Source organism: Streptomyces sp. NPDC053069 (assembly GCF_044546895.1).
Classification (GTDB): Bacteria; Actinomycetota; Actinomycetes; order Streptomycetales; family Streptomycetaceae; genus Streptomyces.
Genome location: NZ_JBITZN010000017.1, coordinates 155,102 through 175,493 on the forward strand (window position 1 = coordinate 155,102; position 20,392 = coordinate 175,493).

A 20,392-nucleotide genomic window follows, 5' to 3' on the forward strand; every position below is an offset into this window, starting at 1 on the left:
ACTCCGTCAGTTGCTTCAGCCTCTCCACGGTGGGCCCGTACCTCTGTCGCCGGCGCGGCTGTCGCACTGCGGCACGCCCCAGGCGACGCGCGGACACGGGAGCTCATGAACTCCTTTCAGCCCGGGCCCTGCTGTGCGCCCTGCTGATCACCGGGCTCGCGGCGACGATCCGGTGCGACGGGAAGAAGACCAGCCAGCCGGAAAAGGGCAATTCCGGTGAACCTCAATCAATGAGTCGCCTGCCGTACCCTCTACCCATGAGCAGCGACGACACCGTACGAGCCTTTCCCGCCCGCTCCATCGAGACCCATTCCGCGCTCACCCCGGACCAGGCCGAGGCCGTGCTGGCCCTGCTCGCCGAGGCCGCCCGGGTCGACGGGCAGCAGCCGGTGTCCGAGCAGGGGCGGCTGCAACTGCGCGGAGGTCCCCGCGAGGGCGTCTCGCACCTGCTGCTGACCATCGACGGCGAACTCGTCGGCTACGCCCAGCTGGAGGACACCGACCCGGTGGAGGCACCGGCCGCCGAACTCGTCGTACACCCCGCGCACCGCGGGCACGGGCACGGCCGGGCGCTCGGCTCGGCGCTGCTCGCCGCCTCCGGCAAGCGGCTGCGGGTGTGGGCGCACGGCGGGCATTCCGCCGCCCGGCATCTCGCCCAGGTGCTCGGTCTGACCCTGTTCCGTGAACTGCGCCAGATGCGACGGTCGTTGACCGACCTGGCGCTGCCCGACCCGGTGCTGCCGGAGGGCGTGGCCGTGCGCGCCTTCGTGCCCGGCAAGGACGACGCGGCCTGGCTGGAGGTCAATGCCGCCGCCTTCGCCCACCACCCCGAGCAGGGCGCGCTGACCCAGCGGGACCTCGACGACCGCAAGGCCGAGCCGTGGTTCGATGCGGCCGGGTTCTTCCTCGCCGAGCGGCGCGGGGAGTTGATCGGCTTCCACTGGACCAAGGTGCACGCCGAGGAGGGGCTCGGCGAGGTGTACGTCCTCGGTGTGCGGCCCGGCGAGCAGGGCGGCGGGCTCGGCAAGGCCCTCACCACGATCGGCCTGCGCCACCTGGCCGCCCAGCAGCTGCCGACCGCGATGCTCTACGTCGACGCCGACAACCAGGCGGCGGTCTCGGTGTACGAGCGGCTGGGGTTCAGCACGTACGAGACGGATCTGATGTACCGCACGGAGACCTGAGCACCGGCCTGCGGCGGCGGCGACGGACCGGCGGTTTTGCCGCGCCGCCGGAACGCCCGATCGCCGTTGGACTGCCGGCGCCCGGGCGACTGCGGTCCGTGGTCGGCCGGTCGCGCGCACAAACGTCACTTTCGCGGCCAAGACCCCCGGGAGCCTCCCCCCGCTATCCCGCACGTCATGTCTCCGTAACCATCGATTCAGCCGGGCTTGCGACGCTCGGCCAATGAAGCCCGCCGTGCCAGAGCCTTCGCCGCCCCCCGAGGGGGCCGCGGGAAACGGGACCGTGACGCTCCCACCCGCACGTTCCGACGCGCCCGTCTCGCCCATGGCGCGGAAGAATGGGTTCATGAGTCAGCAAGACACCCAGGCAGCCGAGGTCCAGCACGTCCAGCCCTCCGTGGGCTCCATCGCCGCGCACCGCCCGCACACGGTGTCCGCGGCCGTCTCCGACCTGGAACCCGACATCGATGCCGATCTCGACGCATACGAAGAGTCACAGGCCGGCGGCGCACCGCTGCCGCAGGGCCGGTTCCTCGACCGCGAACGCAGCTGGCTCGCCTTCAACGAACGCGTCCTGGAGCTGGCAGAGGACCCGAACACCCCCCTGCTGGAGCGCGCGAACTTCCTCGCGATCTTCGCCAGCAACCTGGACGAGTTCTTCATGGTCCGGGTGGCAGGTCTGAAGCGCCGTATCGCCACCGGTGTGGCGACGCGCTCCGCCTCCGGGCTGCAGCCACGCGAGGTGCTGGAGATGATCTGGGCCCGCTCGCGCGAGCTGATGGCCCGGCACGCCGCCTGCTACCACGAGGACGTCGCCCCCGCACTCGCGGACGAGGGCATCCACCTGGTCCGCTGGAACGAGCTGGCCGAGAAGGAGCAGGCACGCCTCTTCACGCTCTTCCGCCACCAGATCTTCCCGGTCCTCACCCCGCTGGCCGTGGACCCCGCGCACCCGTTCCCGTACATCTCCGGCCTGTCCCTGAACCTGGCCGTCGTCGTACGCAACCCGGTCAGCGGCCACAAGCACTTCGCCCGCGTGAAGGTGCCGCCGCTGCTGTCCCGCTTCCTGGAGGCCGCCCCGGGCCGGTACGTCCCGCTGGAGGACGTCATCGCCGCCCACCTGGAGGAGCTGTTCCCGGGCATGGAGGTGCTGGAGCACCACGCCTTCCGGCTGACCCGGAACGAGGACCTGGAGGTCGAGGAGGACGACGCCGAGAACCTCCTGCAGGCCCTGGAGAAGGAGCTCATGCGGCGCCGCTTCGGCCCGCCGGTGCGCCTGGAGGTCGAGGAGTCCATCGACCGCGAGGTGCTGGACCTGCTGGTCCGCGAGCTGAAGATCAGCGAGGCCGAGGTGTACCCGCTGCCGGGCCCCCTGGACCTCACCGGCCTCTTCCGCATCCACAGCCTCGACCGGCCCGAGCTGAAGTACCCCAAGTTCGTCGCCGGCACCCACCGCGACCTCGCCGAGGTCGAGTCGGCGTCCCCGCCGGACATCTTCGCCGCACTGCGCACCCGGGACGTGCTGCTGCACCACCCGTACGACAGCTTCTCCACCTCGGTACAGGCCTTCCTGGAGCAGGCGGCGGCCGACCCGGACGTCCTCGCGATCAAGCAGACCCTGTACCGCACCTCCGGCGACTCCCCGATAGTCGACGCGCTCATCGACGCCGCCGAGTCCGGCAAGCAGGTCCTCGTCCTGGTCGAGATCAAGGCCCGCTTCGACGAGCACGCCAACATCAAGTGGGCACGCAAGCTGGAGGAGGCCGGCTGTCACGTCGTCTACGGCCTGGTCGGCCTGAAGACGCACTGCAAGCTGTCCCTGGTGGTCCGCCAGGAGGGCGACACCCTGCGCCGCTACAGCCACGTCGGCACGGGCAACTACCACCCGAAGACGGCGCGCCTGTACGAGGACCTGGGCCTGCTCACGGCCGACCCGCAGGTCGGCGCGGACCTCTCCGACCTGTTCAACCGCCTGTCCGGCTACTCCCGCCGCGAGACCTACCGCCGTCTGCTGGTGGCCCCCAAGTCCCTGCGGGACGGCCTGGTCTCCCGCATAGACAAGGAAGTCCAGCACCACCGCGCGGGCCGTCCGGCCTTCGTCCGCATCAAGGTCAACTCCATAGTCGACGAGGCGGTCATCGACGCCCTCTACCGTGCGTCCCAGGCGGGCGTGCCGGTGGACGTGTGGGTGCGCGGCATCTGCGCGATCCGCCCCGGCGTCACCGGCCTGTCCGACAACATCCGGGTCCGCTCGGTCCTCGGCCGCTTCCTCGAACACTCCCGCGTGTTCTCCTTCGGCAACGGCGGCGAACCCGAGGTGTGGATCGGCAGCGCCGACATGATGCACCGCAACCTCGACCGCCGGATAGAGGCCCTGGTGCGGGTCGTCGACCCCGCTCACCGCGCAGCCCTCAACCGGCTGCTGGACACCGGCATGTCCGACACGACCATCTCCTGGCACCTGGGCCCCGACGGCGAGTGGACACGGCACGCGGCCGATGCGGACGGCCAACCCCTGCGCAACGTCCAGGAGATGCTCATAGACGCCCGGAGGCGCCGGCGTGGCACAGCAACACCTTGACCCGACGGACCCCACGGCCGAGGTGGTGACCGGGGACGCCCTCGCGGCGTATCTGCGCGCCCAGGCCACGGAGTTCCTCCGCGCCCTGCGCCTGCACCGCGAGACGGGAGGCACTACGGCGAGCGGCGCGGAGGAATCCGTCGACGCGGCACGCCTGCTGCGCCGCTCGGCCCGCCGCATCAGCGGCAGCCTGCACACCTACCGCCCCCTCCTCGACCCCGACTGGTCCGAGGAGATGCGCCCCGAACTGGCCTGGCTGTCGGGCACGTTGGGCCTTGAGCACGCATACGAGTCCCGTCTGGAGAGGCTGCTGCTGGCGTTGCACCGGCTGTCGGGGGTTACGGCGTTCCCGGGGCAGGCGGTGGCCTCGGCAGGCGGCGGCAGCGCGAGCACGGCGGCGAGCACGGGCGATGCGGCAGCCCCCGTGGCCGCGGGCAGTCGTGCCGCCGGGGCGGCGCCCGTCCCAGTGAAAGCGGCACCGGAAAACGCCAGTGGCCCGGCCAGGGCGACGGCAACGGCAGAGCGCGGCAACCTCACGGTGGGCGCGGCAAAAGCAGGCGCCCTGCTGGACCGCCAGCTGACCCTGGCGCGGACAAGGGCTCACTCCACGGCGCTGCAAGCCCTCGGCTCCTCCCGCTTCCACGCCGTGGCCGACAAGGTCGCCGTACTCGCCAGCGAAGTCCCCCTCACCCCCGCCGCCCCCACCACCGACCTGCACCCCCTGGCAGCCGCTGCGGAGGAGCGGCTGACAGCCGCAGTCACCACGCTCCCCCTGGTCACCGCGGGCCACCCGTACAACGCGGAGGCTCTCGTCCACGGCCTGTCCCCGGACCCGTCCCCGCACCCCCAGGACGGCCCCTGGCACCAGGTACGCCTGCTGCTGCGCCTGCACCGGTACGCCCAAGAGGTGCTGCACGGGGGCAACGCACCGGTGGACGTACGCCTGTTGGCGGCGGGCCAGGCCCTGAACCGGCACCGGGACGCCTCGGAGGCGGCGACGGCGGCGGCCCAGGCCGCCCGTACGCCGCGTATCGCCCCGGCGACGGCGTACGCGCTCGGCGTGCTCCACGCCGATCAGCGGCACGAGGTGGAGGCCGCCAGGTTCGCCTTCCAGCAGGCCTGGCAGAAGCAGACCGTCAGCACACCCTGAGTTCCCCCGAGGAGGCGGTGTGAGCGACACGTTGGTACGGGCGGCCGGCTGTGTGCTGTGGCGGCGCTCACCGGTCGCCGGAGACCTGGAGATCTGCCTGGTCCACCGGCCCAAGTACGACGACTGGTCGCATCCGAAGGGCAAGCTCAAGCGGGGTGAGGAGCCGCTCGTGGGTGCCCTCCGGGAGGTCACGGAGGAGACCGGGTACACGGCCGAGCCCGGCGAGGAACTGCCGGCCGTGCGGTATCTCGCGGGCGGCCGCCCGAAGCAGGTGCGTTACTGGGCGGCCAAGGCGGTTTCCGGCCACTTCACCCCGAACGACGAGGTGGACCGGATCCTGTGGCTCTCCCCCGCCGCGGCCCGCAGCCGCCTCACCCGGCCACACGACCGCGACCTCGTGGACGCACTCGTCCGGCCGCTCGAACACAGGTAGGACCTGATGACCTGATTCCTGCTCAGGGCGCCCCGGTCACAGGTCCGTCAGGTGGTTCTCCGCGTCGGTGCGGGCCTGACTGCGGGCCCTGCGGGCCGGGCCGCGCCAGCCGCAGCTGCAGCGGGCCACGCAGAAGCGGCCCTCTTCGGTCGTCGTGACGAGGTGTTCCTGCCCGGACCGGGCGTGTTCCGGCCCGTCCTGCCGTGCCGCGGTTGCTGTCACCCCGACAACGTTACCCACCCGTGCGCAAAGGGTTCGCACGGCTGTCCCCGCGCCCGTCCGGCGCGTGACGGCGCCTCCTACCCGTCGTTAACCGGACGACAGGGGGCCCGTGACGGACGTACCGGCTGGGGGTAGGCAGGCGATGGATCGGCGGCAGCACAGGAACGCGGGCAGGACGTTCGTCGCGGTCGGCATCATGCTCGGCCTCGGGGCGGGTGTCACGGGCTGCTCCGGCACCGGGGCCGCCGCCGAGGGCGTCAGGGACGGGGGCGACCCGGTCACCGTGCTGCAGCGGACCGCCGACACCTTGCGCGGCGCGGGCAGTTCCAAGGCCACCACGTCCATGGAGATGGCCACGGGCGGCACCCGCGTCACGATCCGCGGCAAGGGCGTCTACGACTTCGGGCGCCGGATCGGCCGGCTCACGGTCGTCCTGCCCGAGGACCCGTCGGGTACCGCCGAGCACCAGCCGATCACCGAACTCCTGGCTCCGGGGGCCCTGTTCATGAAGAACCGCGGGGCGGGCGTGCCCGCCGACAAGTGGGTGCGGGTGGACACCGCCACGCTGTCCGACGGCAACCTGGTCACCGGCGGCGCGACCGACCCGTACGCGGCGGCCGAGGTGCTGCGCGGGACGCGGACGGCGGCCTATGTCGGCCGGACGGAGGTCGGCGGCACGGCCGTACGGCACTACCGGGGCACGGCCGACCTGCGCAGTGCGGCCCGTCTGGCCTCCGCCGAGAACCGGCAGCCGCTGGCCGCGGCGGCGAAAGGGTTCGCCGCCACCCGGGTTCCGTTCGACGCCTATCTGGACGACCAGGGCCGCCTCCGCAAGCTCAGGCAGCACTTCAGTTTCGTCAACAGCCGGCAGAAGGCCCCCGTGGCGGTCGCCTCGACGACGCTGCTGTACGACTTCGGCGCGCCCGCCGGCGTACAGCTGCCGCGCTCGGCGGACATCTACGCGGGCCGCATCGCCGAGGGCGGCAACTAGTCCGTCCTACCACCCCGTAAGTAGCCCGTCCGTGCCATGCGCGGTGTGTAGAGGGCTGCCTACTCTAGGAAGCCGGTGACGGCAGGGAAGAGGTGAGGCGGGTGGCTCGGGCCGGCGGTACGGCGGTGCAGGACCATGTGGCCCTCGCCGAGATCGAGCTGTGCGGGGAGCTGATCATCGCGGCCTCCGCAGCCGAGGACCGGCTCAGCCTGGAGAGCATCGACGAGGTGCTGCGGGTCGCCGAGGAGAAGGAAGCCTGAGGATCAGGTGCGCAGCAGGCGGCCGATCGCCTTCGTCGCCTCGTCCACCTTCGCGTCGATCTCGTCGCCGCCCTTGAGGGCCGCGTCCGCGACACAGTGCCGCAGATGCTCCTCCAGCAGCTGGAGCGCGAAGGACTGCAGCGCCTTGGTGGACGCCGAGACCTGGGTGAGTATGTCGATGCAGTACGTGTCCTCGTCGACCATGCGCTGCAGGCCGCGGATCTGGCCCTCGATCCGGCGCAGCCGCTTGAGGTGCTCGCCCTTCTGCTTGTGGTAGCCGTGCGTGGCGCCGGCCTCGGTCGTCGTCATCGCGGGCCTCCCTCTCGGAACGAGCTGCGGATACATACCCCTACTGGGTATATGGTAACGAATTCTGCGGGGTAGGAGGGCCTTGGTGCGCCCCCGTGCTGATCACTCTGCCCGATGGGCGACACTGGGATGCGGCCCGATAGCCGTGGCCGGATGATGCGCCTAGCATCACCCTGACCGAAACCGAAGCACCCCGAGGACCCCACGTGCGCTTTCGTCTGACCCCCAGGGAGACGAGCTTCTACGACATGTTCGCCGCATCCGCGGACAACATCGTCACGGGCTCGAAGCTCCTGATGGAACTGCTCGGGGCGGACGCACCTGCCCGAGCCGAGATCGCAGAGCGTATGCGGGCCGCGGAACACGCGGGTGACGACGCCACGCACGCGATCTTCCACCAGCTGAACTCCTCGTTCATCACGCCGTTCGACCGCGAGGACATCTACTCACTCGCCGGATCCCTCGACGACATCATGGACTTCATGGAGGAGGCCGTCGACCTGGTCGTCCTCTACAACGTCGAGGAACTGCCGAAGGGCGTCGAGCAGCAGATCGAGGTACTGGCCCGGGCCGCCGAGCTGACGGCGGAGGCGATGCCGAACCTGCGCACGATGGACAACCTCACCGAGTACTGGATCGAGGTCAACCGTCTGGAGAACCAGGCGGACCAGATCCACCGCAAGCTCCTCGCGCACCTCTTCAACGGCAAGTACGACGCGATCGAGGTGCTCAAGCTCAAGCAGATCGTGGACGTCCTGGAAGAGGCGGCGGACGCGTTCGAGCACGTGGCGAACACGGTGGAGACCATCGCGGTCAAGGAGTCCTGAGGCGTCGATGGACACCTTCGCCCTGGTCGTGACCATCGCGGTCGCGCTCTTCTTCACGTACACGAACGGCTTCCACGACTCGGCGAACGCGATCGCCACGTCGGTGTCGACGCGGGCGCTGACCCCGCGGGCGGCCCTCGCCATGGCGGCGGTCATGAACCTGGCCGGTGCCTTCCTGGGCTCGGGCGTCGCCAAGACGGTCAGTGAGGGCCTGATCGAGACGCCGTCCGGCTCGACCGGTATGGGCATCCTCTTCGCCGCCCTGGTCGGCGCCATCACCTGGAACCTGATCACCTGGTACTTCGGTCTGCCGTCCTCCTCTTCCCATGCGCTGTTCGGCGGCCTGGTCGGCGCGGCCCTGGCAGGTGGTACCGCCGTCCACTGGAACGGCGTGGTGAACAAGATCATCATCCCGATGTTCCTGTCCCCGGTGGTCGGCCTGATCGTCGGCTACCTCGTGATGCTGGCGATCATGTGGCTGTTCCGCGGAGCCAACCCGCACAAGGCCAAGCGCGGCTTCCGTATCGCGCAGACGGTCTCGGCGGCGGGCATGGCACTGGGGCACGGCCTCCAGGACGCCCAGAAGACCATGGGTGTGGTCGTGATGGCACTGGTGATTTCCGGCCATGAGACGTTCGGCGACCCGATCCCGGTCTGGGTGAAGATCGTCTCCGCCCTGATGCTCTCCCTCGGCACCTACGCCGGCGGCTGGCGCATCATGCGCACGCTCGGCCGCAAGATCATCGAGCTGGACCCGCCGCAGGGCTTCGCGGCCGAGGCCACCGGCGCCTCGATCATGTTCGGCACGGCGTACCTCTTCAAGGCCCCGATCTCCACGACCCATGTCATCACCTCGGCGATCATGGGTGTGGGCGCCACCAAGCGCGTCAACGCCGTCCGCTGGGGCGTGGCCAAGAACATCGTCCTGGGCTGGTTCATCACGATGCCGGCGGCGGCGCTGGTCGCCGCGCTGGCGTTCGGAGTGATCGACCTGGCGGTGCTGTAACCGCCGAGGCAAGTGCGGCGAACGCAATGGGCCCGCCCCCGGGAGCCAGGGGCGGGCCCTTTTGCGTCCTCGCGGTGGCACCGCCATGCAGCACCGCGAGGGGTCCGTACCGGCCTAGCCGAAGCGGCCGGAGATGTAGTCCTCGGTCGCCTGGACCGACGGGTTGGAGAAGATGCGCTCGGTGTCGTCGATCTCGATCAGGCGACCGGGCTGGCCCACCGCCGCCAGGTTGAAGAACGCCGTACGGTCCGACACACGCGCCGCCTGCTGCATGTTGTGCGTCACGATGACGATCGTGAAGCGCTCCTTCAGCTCGCCGATCAGGTCCTCGATGGCGAGGGTCGAGATCGGGTCCAGAGCCGAGCAGGGCTCGTCCATCAGCAGGACCTTCGGCTCCACCGCGATCGCGCGGGCGATGCACAGACGCTGCTGCTGGCCGCCCGAGAGGCCGGAGCCCGGCTTGTTCAGGCGGTCCTTGACCTCGTTCCAGAGGTTCGCGCCCTTGAGGGACTTCTCGACGATGTCGTTCAGTTCCGCCTTCTTGTACTTGCCGTTCAGGCGCAGGCCCGCCGCCACGTTGTCGAAGATCGACATCGTGGGGAACGGGTTCGGGCGCTGGAAGACCATGCCGACCTCGCGGCGCACCGACACCGGGTCGATGCCGGCGCCGTACAGGTCCTCGTCGTCCAGCAGCACCTTGCCCTCGACGCGGCCACCGGGGGTGACCTCGTGCATCCGGTTCAGCGTGCGCAGGAACGTCGACTTGCCGCAGCCGGAGGGGCCGATGAACGCCGTCACCGAACGCGGCTCGACGGTCATCGAGATGTCCTCGATCGCCTTGTGGGAGCCGTAGTACGCGGTCAGTCCGCTTACGTCGATTCGCTTGGCCATTGTCTACTTCACTTCCAGAAAAGTCTTGGTCAGTCGCCGATGGGCCGCAGAGTCAGCGACCGGCCTTGGGGGCCTTCCAGCGGGCGATGCCGCGGGCCACCAGGTTGAGGATCATCACGAAGGCGATCAGCGTGAGGGACGCCGCCCATGCGCGGTCGTACGCCGCGTTGGCGCCCGCGCTCTGCGCGTACTGCTGGTAGATGTACAGCGGCAGCGACGCCTGCGCACCCTCGAACGGGTCGTTGTTGATGAACGGGTTGCCGAACACCAGCAGCAGCACCGGCGCGGTCTCGCCCGCGATACGGGCGACGGCCAGCATGACGCCGGTGGTGATACCGCCGATGGAGGTCGGCAGGACCACCTTCAGGATGGTCCGCCACTTGGGCACACCGAGCGCCAGCGAGGCCTCGCGCAGCTCGTTCGGGACGAGCTTGAGCATCTCCTCGGTGGAGCGGACGACGACCGGCATCATCAGGATGGCCAGGGCCAGCGAACCGGCGAAGCCGAACGGCTGCATCTTGAAGATGAGCATCAGCGACAGGATGAACAGGCCGGCGACGATCGACGGGATACCCGTCATGACGTCCACGAAGAAGGTGACGGCCTTGGCGAGCGAGCCCCGCCCGTACTCCACCAGGTAGATCGCGGTGAGGATGCCGATCGGCGCACCGATGACGGTGGCGAGGCCGACCTGTTCCAGGCTGCCGATGATGGCGTGGTAGATGCCGCCGCCGGGCTCGGAGTCGGCGACGACGCCCATGGAGTGGGTGAGGAAGTAGACGTCGAGGACCTTCACACCGCGCGAGATGGTCACCCAGATCAGGGAGACCAGCGGGACGACGGCGAGCAGGAAGGCGACCCAGACGAAGGAGGTGGCGACCCGGTCCTTGGCCTGCCGGCGGCCCTCCACCCTGGAGGCGATGCCGTAGGTGCCGAGGACGAACAGGATCGCGGCGATCAGACCCCACTGGATCTTGCTGGTCAGTCCGCCGGCCAGGCCGATGACCACGGCCAGGACGATCGAGCCGGCGGCGATGGCCCACGGGGACCACTTCGGGAGGCTGGCGCCGCGCAGCGTGCTGGGGCGCTTGTCGGTGACGACTGCGTGGCTCATGCGTTGGCCCCCGAGTACTCCTTGCGGCGGGCGATGATCATGCGGGCCGCGCCGTTGACCAGCAGGGTGATGACGAACAGGACGAGACCGGAGGCGATCAGCGCGTCGCGGCCCTGCTCGGTGGCCTCACCGAACTTGCTGGCGATGTTCTGGGCGAAGGTGCCGCCGCCCGGGTTCAGCAGGCTGAGGTGGATGACGTAGTCCGGGGAGAGCACGGTGGCGACGGCCATCGTCTCGCCGAGGGCGCGGCCGAGGCCGAGCATGGACGCGGAGATCACACCGGAGCGGCCGAAGGGCAGGACGGCCATGCGGACGACCTCCCAGCGGGTGGCGCCGAGGGCCAGCGCAGCCTCCTCGTGCATCCGCGGGACCTGCCGGAAGACCTCACGGCTGACGTTGGTGATGATCGGCAGGATCATGATCGCCAGCAGGATGCCGACGGTGAGCATGGCGCGGGGGGCGCCGTCGTCCCAGGAGAAGAGGCCGGTCCAGCCGAGGTAGTCGTTCAGCCAGCCGTACAGGCCCGTCATGTGCGGGACGAGGATCAGGGCGCCCCAGAGGCCGTAGACGATGGACGGCACGGCGGCGAGCAGGTCGATCACATAGGCGATGGGACCGCTCAGCCGGCGCGGGGCGTAGTGGGTGAGGAACAGCGCGATCGCGACGGCGACGGGGACCGCGATGACCATGGCGATGATCGAGGAGACGACCGTGCCGTAGGCCAGCACCGCGATGCCGAAGCTCGGCGGGGTGAGGTTGGTGTTCCACTCGAAGGTGGTCAGGAAGTTCCCGTGGTCCTTGCTGATCGCGAGGGAGGCACGGTAGGTGAGGAAGGCCGCGATCGCGGCCATGATCACCAGCAGCAGGATGCCGGAGCCGCGGGAGAGGCCGAGGAAGATGCGGTCACCGGGGCGGGTCGCGCCGCGGGCACCTCGCTTCTGCTCGGTCACCGTGGGCTGGGGCGCGGGAGGAGGTGCGTCGGTTGTCTTGGTCGATATGTCCATCGGGTTCTCCGGTCTGCAAAGCCGGGCGCCCTCACGGGCGGCGGCTCATGGCGGCGGTGCACCGGACGGTGCGGCCCGGGCCCTGTCGGGCACGGGCCGCACTCTCGGATCAGGTCAGCTCAGGCCCTCGATGGTGGTGCGGACCTTGGCGATGATCTCGTCGGGGATCGGGGCGTAGTCGATGCTCGACAGCGCCTTCTGACCGTCCTCGCTGGCGATGTAGCGCAGGAAGGCCTTGGTGGCCGGCAGGGTGTCGGCCTTGTTGCCCTTGTCGCAGACGATCTCGTACGTCACCAGGGTGATCGGGTAGGCGCCCTCGGCCTTGGTGGCGTAGTCCAGCTTCAGCGACAGGTCCTTGCCGGTGCCGACGACCTTGGCGGCCGCGATGTCGGCGGTGGCGCTCTCCACGGACGGCTTGACCGGGGCCTTGGCACCGGTGGCGATGGAGACGGTGGTCATGTCCTTGGCGTAGGACAGCTCGAAGTAGCCGATCGCGCCGGAGTTCTGCTTGACGCCCTGGGCCACACCGGCGGAGCCGGAGGCCGCTTGGCCGCCCTGCGCCTGCCAGGCCTTGCCGCCGGAGTACTTCCAGTTGTCCGGGGTGGTGGCGATCAGGTACTTGGTGAAGTTGTCCGTCGTACCGGAGTCCTCGGAACGGTGGAAGGCCTGGATCTTCAGGTCGGGCAGCTTCGCCGACGGGTTCAGCTTCTTGATCGCCGGGTCGTTCCAGTTCTTGATCTTGCTGTCGAAGATCTTGGCGATCGTCGGGGCGTCCAGGACCAGGTTGTCGACACCCGGGACGTTGTAGCCGAGGGCGATCGGGCCGCCGACCATCGGCAGGTCGATGCCCTGGCCGCCGGAGCAGACCTTCTTGGAGGCGGTGACGTCTTCCGGCTTCAGCGCGGAGTCCGAACCGGCGAACGCGAGCTGGCCCTGGTTGAAGGAGGTGACACCGGCGCCGGAGCCGCCGCCCTTGTAGTTGATCTGCACGCCACAGGCCTGCGAGAACGCCTTGACCCACGCGTCGATCGCGTTCTTCTGCGCGGAGGAGCCGTCCGCCAGCAGCTGGCCCTTGGCGCCGTCGCACTTGACCGAGGAGGCGTTGGCCGAGCCGGACGGGTTGCCCGAACCCTTGCCGCCGCTGCCGTTGTCGTCGGAGCCGCACGCCGTCAGGGCCAGGGCGCCGGTCACGGCGATCGCACCGAGCGAAAGGGCGCGCAGCCGGTTCTTGCGCTGAAGCTTCACTTTCGGGAGTTCCTTCCAGGAGCCGCCGCTGTCGGCGGCGTGCGAGGTGGTGAGGTGCCCAGCGCATGAATGGCCGTGCTCGGCACCGTGCACGGCCGAAATTAGGCAGAACAGGTGAAGCCGCCGATGGCCGGAAGTGAACGGGGGGTGAACCCCTGCCATCGGCCCGGTGAGGTCACGGAATGCTTACGGGGAGAACACATGGAGGTTCCGACGACCGGGTTACGCGTACACGTATTCGACGTTCGTTTCCCTGTGGGCGAACTGTTACGAACCAATGGGCCCACAGGGTCGTCTCACCCCAGGACGGGCCAAGGGGGCCTGCGGAGAGGCGACAGACGACGATGCACATGGAACGCCGTACGTTCATCGCAGGCGGCACGGCCGCCCTGGCCGCGACCGCACTGACCGGCTGCGGCTCGGACTCGGGCAGGTCCACCAAGTCGGCGACCACGGGCTCATCGTCCCTCACGTCCCTCAAGACCACCAGCGCGAACGCCGCCGCCAACTGGGCGGGCCTCGCCCGTGACCTGGACGGCCCCCTGATCCGGCCCGGCGACGCGACGTGGCAGACGGCCCACCAGCTGTACAACACCCGCTTCGATGGTCTGAAACCGGCCGCGGTGGCCTATGCGGCGCACACCGACGACATCCGTACGACCCTGGCGTACGCCCGCGCGCACAACATACGGGTGTCGATACGCAACGGCGGCCACTCCTACGCGGGCTACTCCTCCGGCGACAACCGCCTCGTCCTGGACGTGTCCCGGCTGAACCGCATACGGGTCAGCGGCGGACAGGCGGTGGTCGGCGCCGGCTCCAAGCTGATCGACGTCTACCGGGCGCTGGCCGCGAAGGGCGTGACCATACCCGCGGGCTCCTGCCCCACCGTCGGCGTCTCCGGCCTGGTCCTCGGCGGCGGCCACGGCGTCGCCTCCCGCGCCTACGGCCTGACCTGCGACAGCCTCACCCAGGCGACGCTGATCACCGCCGACGGCACCCAGGTGACGGCTGATGCGAGGAACCACTCCGACCTCTTCTGGGCACTGCGCGGCGCGGGCAACGGCAACTTCGGCGTCGTCACCGAGCTGCACTTCAGGACCCACCCGGCGCCGCAGGCGGTCACCGCGTACATGACCTGGCCCTGGGCGAAGGCGGCCGCGGTCCTCAAGGCCTGGCAGGAGTGGGGCCCGAGCCAGCCGGACGAGATCTGGTCCTCACTGCACCTCTCGGCCTCGCCGGGCCGCACCCCGGCCGTCTCCGTGGCCTGCTTCTCCCTCGGCACCTACGGCGAACTGCAGAACGCCGTGGACCGCCTGGCCCACGCGGCCGGCGCGAACGCCGCCTCCGTCACCCTGCGCCGCCGGGGCTACGAGGAGGCGATGGAGATCTACGCCGGCTGCTCCTCCTTCTCCACCGACGCCCAGTGCCATCTGCCCGGCTCCACCCCGGGCCGCTCCCCGCAGGGCAAGCTCGGCCGCGAGACGTACGCGGCCCGCTCCGACTTCTTCGACCGCTCGCTGTCCGCGGCGGGCATCCAGACGGTGCTGCGGCAGATCAGCTCGGTGCGGGGCGGCGCGGGCAGCATCGCGTTCACGGCCCTCGGCGGCGCGGTCAACCGTGTCTCGCCCACGGCGACGGCGTTCGTCCACCGCCGCTCCCGGATGCTGGCGCAGTACATCGCCTCCTGGGGAGCGGGGGCCTCCGGCGGTTCGGCCCAGTCGTGGCTGGCGTCGGCTCACCAGGCGATGTCTCCGTACGCCTCCGGCGCGGCGTACCAGAACTACACGGATCCGACGCTGAGGGACTGGAAGAAGGCGTACTACGGGGATGCGGCGGCGCGCCTGGCCAAGGTGAAGAAGCAGTACGACCCCTCCCGCTTCTTCTCGTATGCGCAGGGGCTGTAGGACCCGGCCTCCCCAGCCGGCTCGGGGCTACGCCGCCAGATCCCGTTCCTCGGACTCGACCGGCTTACGGGCACCCGGCAGCACCGCACCCTCACGCGCCCCGCTCACCGGCCGGCGCCGGACGATCCAGCCCGCCCTCGGCGACCGTTCCACCGCTCGCATCAAGGGGGTGAGCAGCGCCATCGCCGGCGGCGACAGCAGCAGCGCGACCGCCGTTCCGAGCGCGAACCCGCCGACGACGTCCGTCGGATAGTGCACCCCCATGTACACCCGGCAGAAGCCCTCCAGCAGCGCCAGCCCGATCCCGGCGATGCCGAACCGGCGGTTGGCTACGAACAGTCCCACGCCCAGCGCCATGGTGATCGTCGCGTGGTCGCTGACGAAGGAGAAGTCGGTCTTGCCGGAGACGAGGACGTCCAGCCCCTGGTGTTGCACAAAGGGACGGGGTCTCTCCACGAACCCCCGGATGGGCACGTTCACCAGCACGGCGATGCCGGCCGCGAGCGGCGCCCACAGCAGTGCGGCGACGGAAGAGGCGGCATCCTCGCCGTCCCGGCGCCGCACGGACCACCAACTCCACAGCACCAGCAGGACCATGGCCAGCAGCAGGCCGTACTCACCGACGAACTCCATGACCCGGTCGAACCAGTGCGGGGCGTCCTTGGCCAGGCCATTGATGTCGTAGAGCAGGTCGACGTCGGGGTTCGATCCGGATTCGGCGAGTACAGCCATGGTGCTGCGGCCCCTTCGTCGGCTACCGGACGCACCTCGTGTGCGCCGCTCCTACCCCCGTGGTTCGTAGATCCGCTTCCGCTGCACTGCCGTACTGACGTCCGCTCGGCTACGTCAACAGGAACGCACGGCCACCATCAATACGTTCCACTCTCCACTGAAAGATCACGCAGACGTTATCGAAGAGAGACTCGTCATCGCAGCTCAGGGGGTGGGTTCACGCACGGTGCACACCGTCTCAAACCGCCGTGGGGAGCGCTTTTGCGCCATCTGCGGTGACCCGCGTGGCGCCGAAGTAGTCCTGCGTGTCGACGGGATCGAACCGGATGACGGCGCCGGTGCGCGGCGCATCGATCATGTACCCGCCGCCCACGTAGATGCCCACGTGGTGGATGGCCCGTGAGTCAGTGCGGTCGGTGGAGAAGAACACCAGGTCACCCGGGAGGAGCTGGTCCCGCGAAGGGTGCGGGCCGGCGTTGTACTGGTCGTTGGCCACGCGGGGCAGGGTGATTCCGACCTTCGCGTACGCCGCCTGGGTGAGCCCCGAGCAGTCGAACCGCCCGCCCTGCGCGGCCGATCCCTCGCCGCCCCACAGATAGGGCGTACCCAGCTTGCTCTGCGCAAAGGCGATGGCACCGGCGGCCTGCCGGGTGGGGTCCAGCCGGCTGACGGGCGCGGCGAAGCTCTGCTCCAGGCTCCGGATCCGCTTGACGTAGTTCTGCGTCTCACTGATGGCCGGAACCCCGCCGGCCCTTATGACGCGGTACGCACCGGCGTTGTAGGCGGCGAGCATGTTGTCGGAGACGTTGCCCGGAACGTCCTTCACGTCCTTGGCGAGTTCGCAGTCGTAGGAAGCGGCGGACGGAATCGCGTCGTTGGGGTCCCAGATGTCCCGCTTGCCGTCCCCGTTGCCGTCGATGCCGTGCGTGGCCCAGGTACTGGGGATGAACTGGGCGATGCCGCGGGCGTCGGCGGGGCTGACGACGGCCGGGTTCCAGCCGCTCTCCTGGTACAGCTGGGCGGCGAGCAGCGCCGGGCTGAGCGCCGGGCACAGATTGCCCCACTGCTGCACGAGCGACTTGTAGGCGGCCGGTACGGCCCCCTTCGCGAGCCCCCGGCTGCCCGAGGTGGCCGAGTTGAGGAGGTTTCCGGCGACGACGTACACCCCGACGACGAGCAGCATGACGAAGCTCAGTCCGCCCCCCACGAGGGCACCACCGACGACCCACGCCTTACGCACCGTCAACCGCCCCTCGCCACCGGCAAGTCCACCCGCAGCAGTCTAAGAGCGGACCCGTCCCGGCACGAGAACCTCTGGCCGGCGAACGAAAACCCCGGGCCTGCAGTACCCCTGACGCCCTATCACACCGCGCCGCACGCGGCCGGGCTCAGGAACCGCCGGCCGCGTCCTCGTACAGCTCCGCCGCCCCGCTTCTCAGCACCACGCTGTACGACACGTCGTCGGTCGTCCCACCCTCGTCATGGCCGCCGAGCACCCCGACCACCTGACCGTCGCCGTTGATCCAGGGGCTGCCGCTGGTGCCGACGGTGAAGGCGGGGCAGTCGATGCGCTGCTGGCTCGTGCTGTGCGGGGTCGGCTTGTTGGTGCAGCTGATGGGCGCTTCGCGGGTGTCGGGGTAGCCGGTGAGCGTCACGGCGGTGGCGCCGGTGGCCATGCCGGGCGCGAACCGGTTGCCGCCCACCACGTCCTCGATGTGCTTGCCGTCCAGCTCGGCGACGGTGGCGAAGGCCAGGTCGCTGTCCTCGTCCTGGTCCTTGGCCCAGCCGCCGGGCAGATACCGCCTGTCCACCTTCCACACCCCGTACGGCGCCCGCCCGTCCCGGTAGCCCGGCACGAACACCAGGTCGCTGTCGGCGCCGCCGACGCAGTGTGCGGCGGTGACGATGAGGTCGCGCTGCGGGCTGTGCACGACCGAGGCCGTGCAGAAGTGCCCGCCGGCCAGGTGGTCGGCCCGGTCCGCGCCGAACAGCGCGCCGACCCGCAGCGTGTGCCGGTTCGCGACGGCGTCGACGGTGACCCCGAAGGGCCCCGGTCCGTCGTCGGCGGCCGCCACGGACGCCGAGGTCAGCGCGAGCATCACCACGGCGCCGAGCAGCGCGGGGCGCGAGGTGACCGAGATGCGTGAGGAGCGCTTCATCAGCCCCCACTCTGTCCCAGGAAAGTGAGAATCGCGCCCCGGCTTCGCCGAGATTTTCCTGTGAAACGTCGTACGGCAGGGCCGTCGCGGCGCGAGTGCGCAGATGAACTCTGGCGGATACCTGGACGTACTACCTGTAGGCGCTCTTTATCCGGAAAGACAGCCCTTAGCTCAGAAGAATGACCAGAAGGCGATGAGTCGGATGGCAACCTCGACCCACATGACCCGTACCCGCACCCGTACGGCATTCGGCACGACGGCGGTCGCCTTCACCGCCGCCCTCGTGCTGGCCGCCTGCTCGGGCGGAGGCGGCGGCAGTCAGCCGAGCGCGAGCGGCCCGGCGAAGGCCGGCCCGGGGGCCCGGGTGACGGTCACCGAGACCGAGTACGCGCTGAAACTGTCCCGGTCGTCCTTCACCCCGGGCACCTACACCTTCGTCTCCGACAACCACGGCAAGATCACGCACGCCCTGTCGATCGACGGGCCCGGCGTGGAGGACGCCAGGACCAAGAACGTCGACAGCGGTCAGCAGGCCACCCTGACGGTGACCCTCAAGAAGGGCACCTACGACCTGTACTGCCCGATCGACGGCCACAAGCAGCTCGGCATGGACACGCACATCACGGTCGGCTGACCGGCTTCAGCCCCCACGACACCCCGGTCATCTCCTGAGACAGCGTCCACAGCCGGCGGGCCGCCTCCGGGTCGCTGGCCGCCGCGCTGCGGCCGACCAGCGTGGGGGCGCCGCGCATCTCGCCGAGGCCGGCGGGGCCCACGTACGCCGCTCCGGGCAGGTCCTGGCTCGCGGCGTAGAGGGTGGGCAGCGCGCCGGCCTTGTCGGTCTGCGCGAACACCTTGTTGCCGACCGCCATCACGGCCCTGGCCAGCGGGTTCGCGCTGTGGCTCTGCAGGTTGGTGGCCGCGTAGCCGGGATGGGCGGCGAGGGCCCGTACGGGGGATCCGGCCTCGGTGAGGCGGCGCTGGAGTTCCAGGGTGAACAGGAGGTTCGCCAGCTTCGACTGGGCGTAGGCCCGGACCGGGGTGTAGCGGCCGCGCAGGTTGACGTCGGCGAAGTGGATCACTCCGTCGCCGAAGCGGTGGGCGCCGGAGGACACCGTCACCACCCGGTCCGTCACATACGGCAGGAGCAGGTTCGTCAGCGCGAAGTGCCCGAGGTGGTTCGTGCCGAACTGCATCTCGAAGCCCTGCTTGGTGCGCTGCTCCGGCAGCATCATCACGCCCGCGTTGTTGATCAGCAGGTCCAGCGGGCGGTCCCAGGCGTCCGCGAACTCGCGCACCGAGTCCAGGTCTGCCAGGTCCAGGCGGCGCACCTCGGTGCTGCCGCCCACCTTCGCCGCGGCGGCGCCGCCCCGCGCGAGGTCCCGTACGGCCAACACCACATGCGCGCCGGCCCGGGCCAGCGCCTCCGCGGTCGCGAGGCCGAGGCCGCTGTTGGCGCCGGTGATCACGGCCGTACGGCCGGTCTGGTCGGGGAGGCGGGTCACATTCCATTTATCGGTCATGGCCCCAAAGTAGGCACCGCCAACAATGATGTCAATGACAACATCAGGTTACGATGGTCGGCATGCCGCGCATGTCCCCGTCACCGACGAACCGCCCCTATCACCACGGAGACCTGCGCGCCGCCCTGCTCAAGAGCGCCGAGCGCACCCTGCGCGAGAAGGGGGTCGGCGCGCTCTCGCTGCGCGAGCTGGCCCGGGACGTCGGGGTGAGCCACGCGGCCCCCGGCCGGCACTTCAAGGACAAGCAGGCCCTGCTGGACGCCCTCGCGCTGGACGGGTACGAGCGTCTGAACCAGGCACTGAACGCCGCGACCGACCGGCCGGAGCAGTCCTTCGAGGAGCGGATGACGGCCCTCGCGCGGGCCTATCTCGGCTTCGCCGTCGGCAACCCGGAGCTGCTGGAGCTGATGTTCGCGCGCAAGCACCACCCCGACAGCTCCGCGCAGCTCGCCGCGGCCGTCGACGAATCCCTCGGCTCCTTCACCCGGATGATCGCGGACGCCCAGCAGCGCGGCGAGATAGTGCAGGGCGACCCCGAGCGCATCACCCTGGTCGCCGCGGCGAGCCTGCACGGCCTCGCCGCCCTCATCGCCGGCTGCGCGCTCGACGCCGAGGAGACGATGAGCGGCCTGGCCGCACACGTCCACCTGCTGCTGCACGGCCTCACGCCCCGCTGACCCCGGCTCCTCCTGTGAGAGCCCTGTGCCCCGGGTCAAGCCGCGCCCAGCACAGCGCCGGCACAGTGCCATTGATCAGCTGCGCCACGTCGTACTTCTGCACCGCCCGGTCCGGCCACGACGGCCCGACCGGCTGGGGCACCCCCGAGGGCACGACCGCCTTCGGCGCGAGCTGAG

Annotated in this window: 21 protein-coding genes; 11 read left to right on the forward strand and 10 right to left on the reverse strand. The window is 70.1% G+C overall.

Annotation, left to right across the window (positions count from 1 at the left end; all coding sequences use genetic code 11):
* Nucleotides 1-257 precede the first annotated feature (257 nt).
* The 4 genes from mshD (at nt 258) to ACIGXP_RS32725 (ending at nt 5,348) form a co-directional block, all read left to right on the forward strand.
* Nucleotides 258-1,184 carry a mycothiol synthase gene (gene mshD / locus ACIGXP_RS32710; protein WP_363216942.1) on the forward strand — a complete coding sequence of 309 codons (927 nt, stop codon included), beginning with the start codon at nt 258-260 and terminating at the stop codon, nt 1,182-1,184.
* Nucleotides 1,185-1,407: 223 nt separating this feature from the next.
* The gene (locus tag ACIGXP_RS32715; protein WP_399774557.1) at nt 1,408-3,765 is read left to right on the forward strand and encodes an RNA degradosome polyphosphate kinase; all 2,358 of its coding nucleotides are present in this window, start codon (nt 1,408-1,410) and stop codon (nt 3,763-3,765) included.
* Nucleotides 3,746-4,915, forward strand: coding sequence for a CHAD domain-containing protein (locus ACIGXP_RS32720; RefSeq protein WP_399774559.1), 1,170 nt, complete (start codon nt 3,746-3,748; stop codon nt 4,913-4,915). The genes ACIGXP_RS32715 and ACIGXP_RS32720 overlap by 20 nt, the downstream gene beginning before the upstream one ends.
* Nucleotides 4,916-4,934: 19 nt before the next feature.
* Nucleotides 4,935-5,348 carry an NUDIX hydrolase gene (locus ACIGXP_RS32725; RefSeq protein ID WP_399774562.1) on the forward strand — a complete coding sequence of 138 codons (414 nt, stop codon included), beginning with the start codon at nt 4,935-4,937 and terminating at the stop codon, nt 5,346-5,348.
* A 36-nt stretch (nt 5,349-5,384) separates the two neighbouring features.
* On the opposite strand, the gene ACIGXP_RS32730 is transcribed toward ACIGXP_RS32725, so the two are convergent.
* Entirely contained in the window at nt 5,385-5,570 is a 186-nt protein-coding gene (locus ACIGXP_RS32730) for a hypothetical protein (RefSeq protein ID WP_363218282.1), read from the reverse strand.
* Between the two features lie 142 nt (nt 5,571-5,712).
* Here ACIGXP_RS32730 and ACIGXP_RS32735 point away from each other — a divergent pair, with 142 nt between their 5' ends.
* Nucleotides 5,713-6,561: a hypothetical protein gene (locus tag ACIGXP_RS32735; protein ID WP_399774565.1), complete on the forward strand. Its 849-nt coding sequence runs from the start codon at nt 5,713-5,715 to the stop codon at nt 6,559-6,561.
* A gap of 101 nt (nt 6,562-6,662) precedes the next feature.
* On the forward strand, nt 6,663-6,821 hold the full coding sequence (locus ACIGXP_RS32740; RefSeq protein WP_363218284.1) for a hypothetical protein: 159 nt from the start codon (nt 6,663-6,665) through the stop codon (nt 6,819-6,821).
* A 3-nt stretch (nt 6,822-6,824) separates the two neighbouring features.
* Here the strand turns inward: ACIGXP_RS32740 and ACIGXP_RS32745 are convergent, their stop codons facing one another.
* A complete protein-coding gene (locus ACIGXP_RS32745) occupies nt 6,825-7,130 on the reverse strand; it encodes a metal-sensitive transcriptional regulator (RefSeq protein WP_399774568.1) in 306 nt (101 codons plus the stop codon).
* Between the two features lie 206 nt (nt 7,131-7,336).
* Here ACIGXP_RS32745 and ACIGXP_RS32750 point away from each other — a divergent pair, with 206 nt between their 5' ends.
* Both ACIGXP_RS32750 and ACIGXP_RS32755 read left to right on the forward strand, forming a co-directional pair.
* Entirely contained in the window at nt 7,337-7,957 is a 621-nt protein-coding gene (locus ACIGXP_RS32750) for a DUF47 family protein (RefSeq protein WP_363218280.1), read from the forward strand.
* Nucleotides 7,958-7,964: 7 nt separating this feature from the next.
* Nucleotides 7,965-8,963 carry an inorganic phosphate transporter gene (locus ACIGXP_RS32755; protein ID WP_363218279.1) on the forward strand — a complete coding sequence of 333 codons (999 nt, stop codon included), beginning with the start codon at nt 7,965-7,967 and terminating at the stop codon, nt 8,961-8,963.
* Nucleotides 8,964-9,077: 114 nt separating this feature from the next.
* Here the strand turns inward: ACIGXP_RS32755 and pstB are convergent, their stop codons facing one another.
* From pstB to pstS, 4 genes are all read right to left on the reverse strand, one after another.
* Complete coding sequence (pstB, locus tag ACIGXP_RS32760; protein ID WP_363218278.1) at nt 9,078-9,854, reverse strand: phosphate ABC transporter ATP-binding protein PstB; 777 nt, start codon at nt 9,852-9,854, stop codon at nt 9,078-9,080.
* 52 nt (nt 9,855-9,906) lie between these two features.
* Nucleotides 9,907-10,968 carry a phosphate ABC transporter permease PstA gene (pstA, locus tag ACIGXP_RS32765; protein ID WP_363218277.1) on the reverse strand — a complete coding sequence of 354 codons (1,062 nt, stop codon included), beginning with the start codon at nt 10,966-10,968 and terminating at the stop codon, nt 9,907-9,909.
* On the reverse strand, nt 10,965-11,972 hold the full coding sequence (gene pstC / locus ACIGXP_RS32770; protein ID WP_399774574.1) for a phosphate ABC transporter permease subunit PstC: 1,008 nt from the start codon (nt 11,970-11,972) through the stop codon (nt 10,965-10,967). The genes pstA and pstC overlap by 4 nt, the downstream gene beginning before the upstream one ends.
* Nucleotides 11,973-12,086: 114 nt before the next feature.
* A complete protein-coding gene (gene pstS, locus ACIGXP_RS32775) occupies nt 12,087-13,217 on the reverse strand; it encodes a phosphate ABC transporter substrate-binding protein PstS (RefSeq protein WP_399774576.1) in 1,131 nt (376 codons plus the stop codon).
* Nucleotides 13,218-13,567: 350 nt separating this feature from the next.
* Here pstS and ACIGXP_RS32780 point away from each other — a divergent pair, with 350 nt between their 5' ends.
* A complete protein-coding gene (locus tag ACIGXP_RS32780) occupies nt 13,568-15,124 on the forward strand; it encodes an FAD-binding oxidoreductase (RefSeq protein ID WP_399774579.1) in 1,557 nt (518 codons plus the stop codon).
* A 27-nt stretch (nt 15,125-15,151) separates the two neighbouring features.
* Here the strand turns inward: ACIGXP_RS32780 and ACIGXP_RS32785 are convergent, their stop codons facing one another.
* From ACIGXP_RS32785 to ACIGXP_RS32795, 3 genes are all read right to left on the reverse strand, one after another.
* Nucleotides 15,152-15,856: a phosphatase PAP2 family protein gene (locus ACIGXP_RS32785; protein ID WP_399774582.1), complete on the reverse strand. Its 705-nt coding sequence runs from the start codon at nt 15,854-15,856 to the stop codon at nt 15,152-15,154.
* Between the two features lie 238 nt (nt 15,857-16,094).
* A complete protein-coding gene (locus tag ACIGXP_RS32790; protein ID WP_363218272.1) occupies nt 16,095-17,102 on the reverse strand; it encodes a bifunctional lytic transglycosylase/C40 family peptidase in 1,008 nt (335 codons plus the stop codon).
* A gap of 142 nt (nt 17,103-17,244) precedes the next feature.
* Nucleotides 17,245-18,015 (reverse strand): trypsin-like serine peptidase, encoded by a 771-nt coding sequence (locus tag ACIGXP_RS32795; RefSeq protein ID WP_399774585.1) that lies wholly within the window; start codon nt 18,013-18,015, stop codon nt 17,245-17,247.
* 220 nt (nt 18,016-18,235) lie between these two features.
* Between ACIGXP_RS32795 and ACIGXP_RS32800 the strand changes: the two genes are divergently transcribed.
* Complete coding sequence (locus ACIGXP_RS32800; RefSeq protein ID WP_363218270.1) at nt 18,236-18,649, forward strand: copper-binding protein; 414 nt, start codon at nt 18,236-18,238, stop codon at nt 18,647-18,649.
* Here ACIGXP_RS32800 and ACIGXP_RS32805 read toward each other — a convergent pair.
* The gene (locus ACIGXP_RS32805) at nt 18,636-19,538 is read right to left on the reverse strand and encodes an oxidoreductase (RefSeq protein ID WP_399774586.1); all 903 of its coding nucleotides are present in this window, start codon (nt 19,536-19,538) and stop codon (nt 18,636-18,638) included. The genes ACIGXP_RS32800 and ACIGXP_RS32805 overlap by 14 nt on opposite strands.
* Before the next feature lie 53 nt (nt 19,539-19,591).
* On the opposite strand from ACIGXP_RS32805, the gene ACIGXP_RS32810 reads away from it, so the two are divergent.
* Nucleotides 19,592-20,215 carry a TetR/AcrR family transcriptional regulator gene (locus ACIGXP_RS32810; protein ID WP_399774588.1) on the forward strand — a complete coding sequence of 208 codons (624 nt, stop codon included), beginning with the start codon at nt 19,592-19,594 and terminating at the stop codon, nt 20,213-20,215.
* The last annotated feature ends 177 nt before the right edge of the window (nt 20,216-20,392 follow it).

What these genes read in the sequence shown, in the direction of transcription:
- ACIGXP_RS32800 (WP_363218270.1), top strand. Translation starts at nt 18,236, where the DNA reads ATGACCCGTACCCGCACCCGTACGGCATTCGGCACGACGGCGGTCGCC.
- ACIGXP_RS32795 (WP_399774585.1), bottom strand. Translation starts at nt 18,015, where the DNA reads ATGAAGCGCTCCTCACGCATCTCGGTCACCTCGCGCCCCGCGCTGCTC.
- ACIGXP_RS32785 (WP_399774582.1), bottom strand. Translation starts at nt 15,856, where the DNA reads ATGGCTGTACTCGCCGAATCCGGATCGAACCCCGACGTCGACCTGCTC.
- mshD (WP_363216942.1), top strand. Translation starts at nt 258, where the DNA reads ATGAGCAGCGACGACACCGTACGAGCCTTTCCCGCCCGCTCCATCGAG.
- ACIGXP_RS32805 (WP_399774586.1), bottom strand. Translation starts at nt 19,538, where the DNA reads ATGACCGATAAATGGAATGTGACCCGCCTCCCCGACCAGACCGGCCGT.
- ACIGXP_RS32735 (WP_399774565.1), top strand. Translation starts at nt 5,713, where the DNA reads ATGGATCGGCGGCAGCACAGGAACGCGGGCAGGACGTTCGTCGCGGTC.
- ACIGXP_RS32780 (WP_399774579.1), top strand. Translation starts at nt 13,568, where the DNA reads ATGGAACGCCGTACGTTCATCGCAGGCGGCACGGCCGCCCTGGCCGCG.
- pstC (WP_399774574.1), bottom strand. Translation starts at nt 11,972, where the DNA reads ATGGACATATCGACCAAGACAACCGACGCACCTCCTCCCGCGCCCCAG.
- pstA (WP_363218277.1), bottom strand. Translation starts at nt 10,968, where the DNA reads ATGAGCCACGCAGTCGTCACCGACAAGCGCCCCAGCACGCTGCGCGGC.
- pstB (WP_363218278.1), bottom strand. Translation starts at nt 9,854, where the DNA reads ATGGCCAAGCGAATCGACGTAAGCGGACTGACCGCGTACTACGGCTCC.
- ACIGXP_RS32755 (WP_363218279.1), top strand. Translation starts at nt 7,965, where the DNA reads ATGGACACCTTCGCCCTGGTCGTGACCATCGCGGTCGCGCTCTTCTTC.
- ACIGXP_RS32810 (WP_399774588.1), top strand. Translation starts at nt 19,592, where the DNA reads ATGGTCGGCATGCCGCGCATGTCCCCGTCACCGACGAACCGCCCCTAT.
- ACIGXP_RS32745 (WP_399774568.1), bottom strand. Translation starts at nt 7,130, where the DNA reads ATGACGACGACCGAGGCCGGCGCCACGCACGGCTACCACAAGCAGAAG.
- ACIGXP_RS32715 (WP_399774557.1), top strand. Translation starts at nt 1,408, where the DNA reads ATGAAGCCCGCCGTGCCAGAGCCTTCGCCGCCCCCCGAGGGGGCCGCG.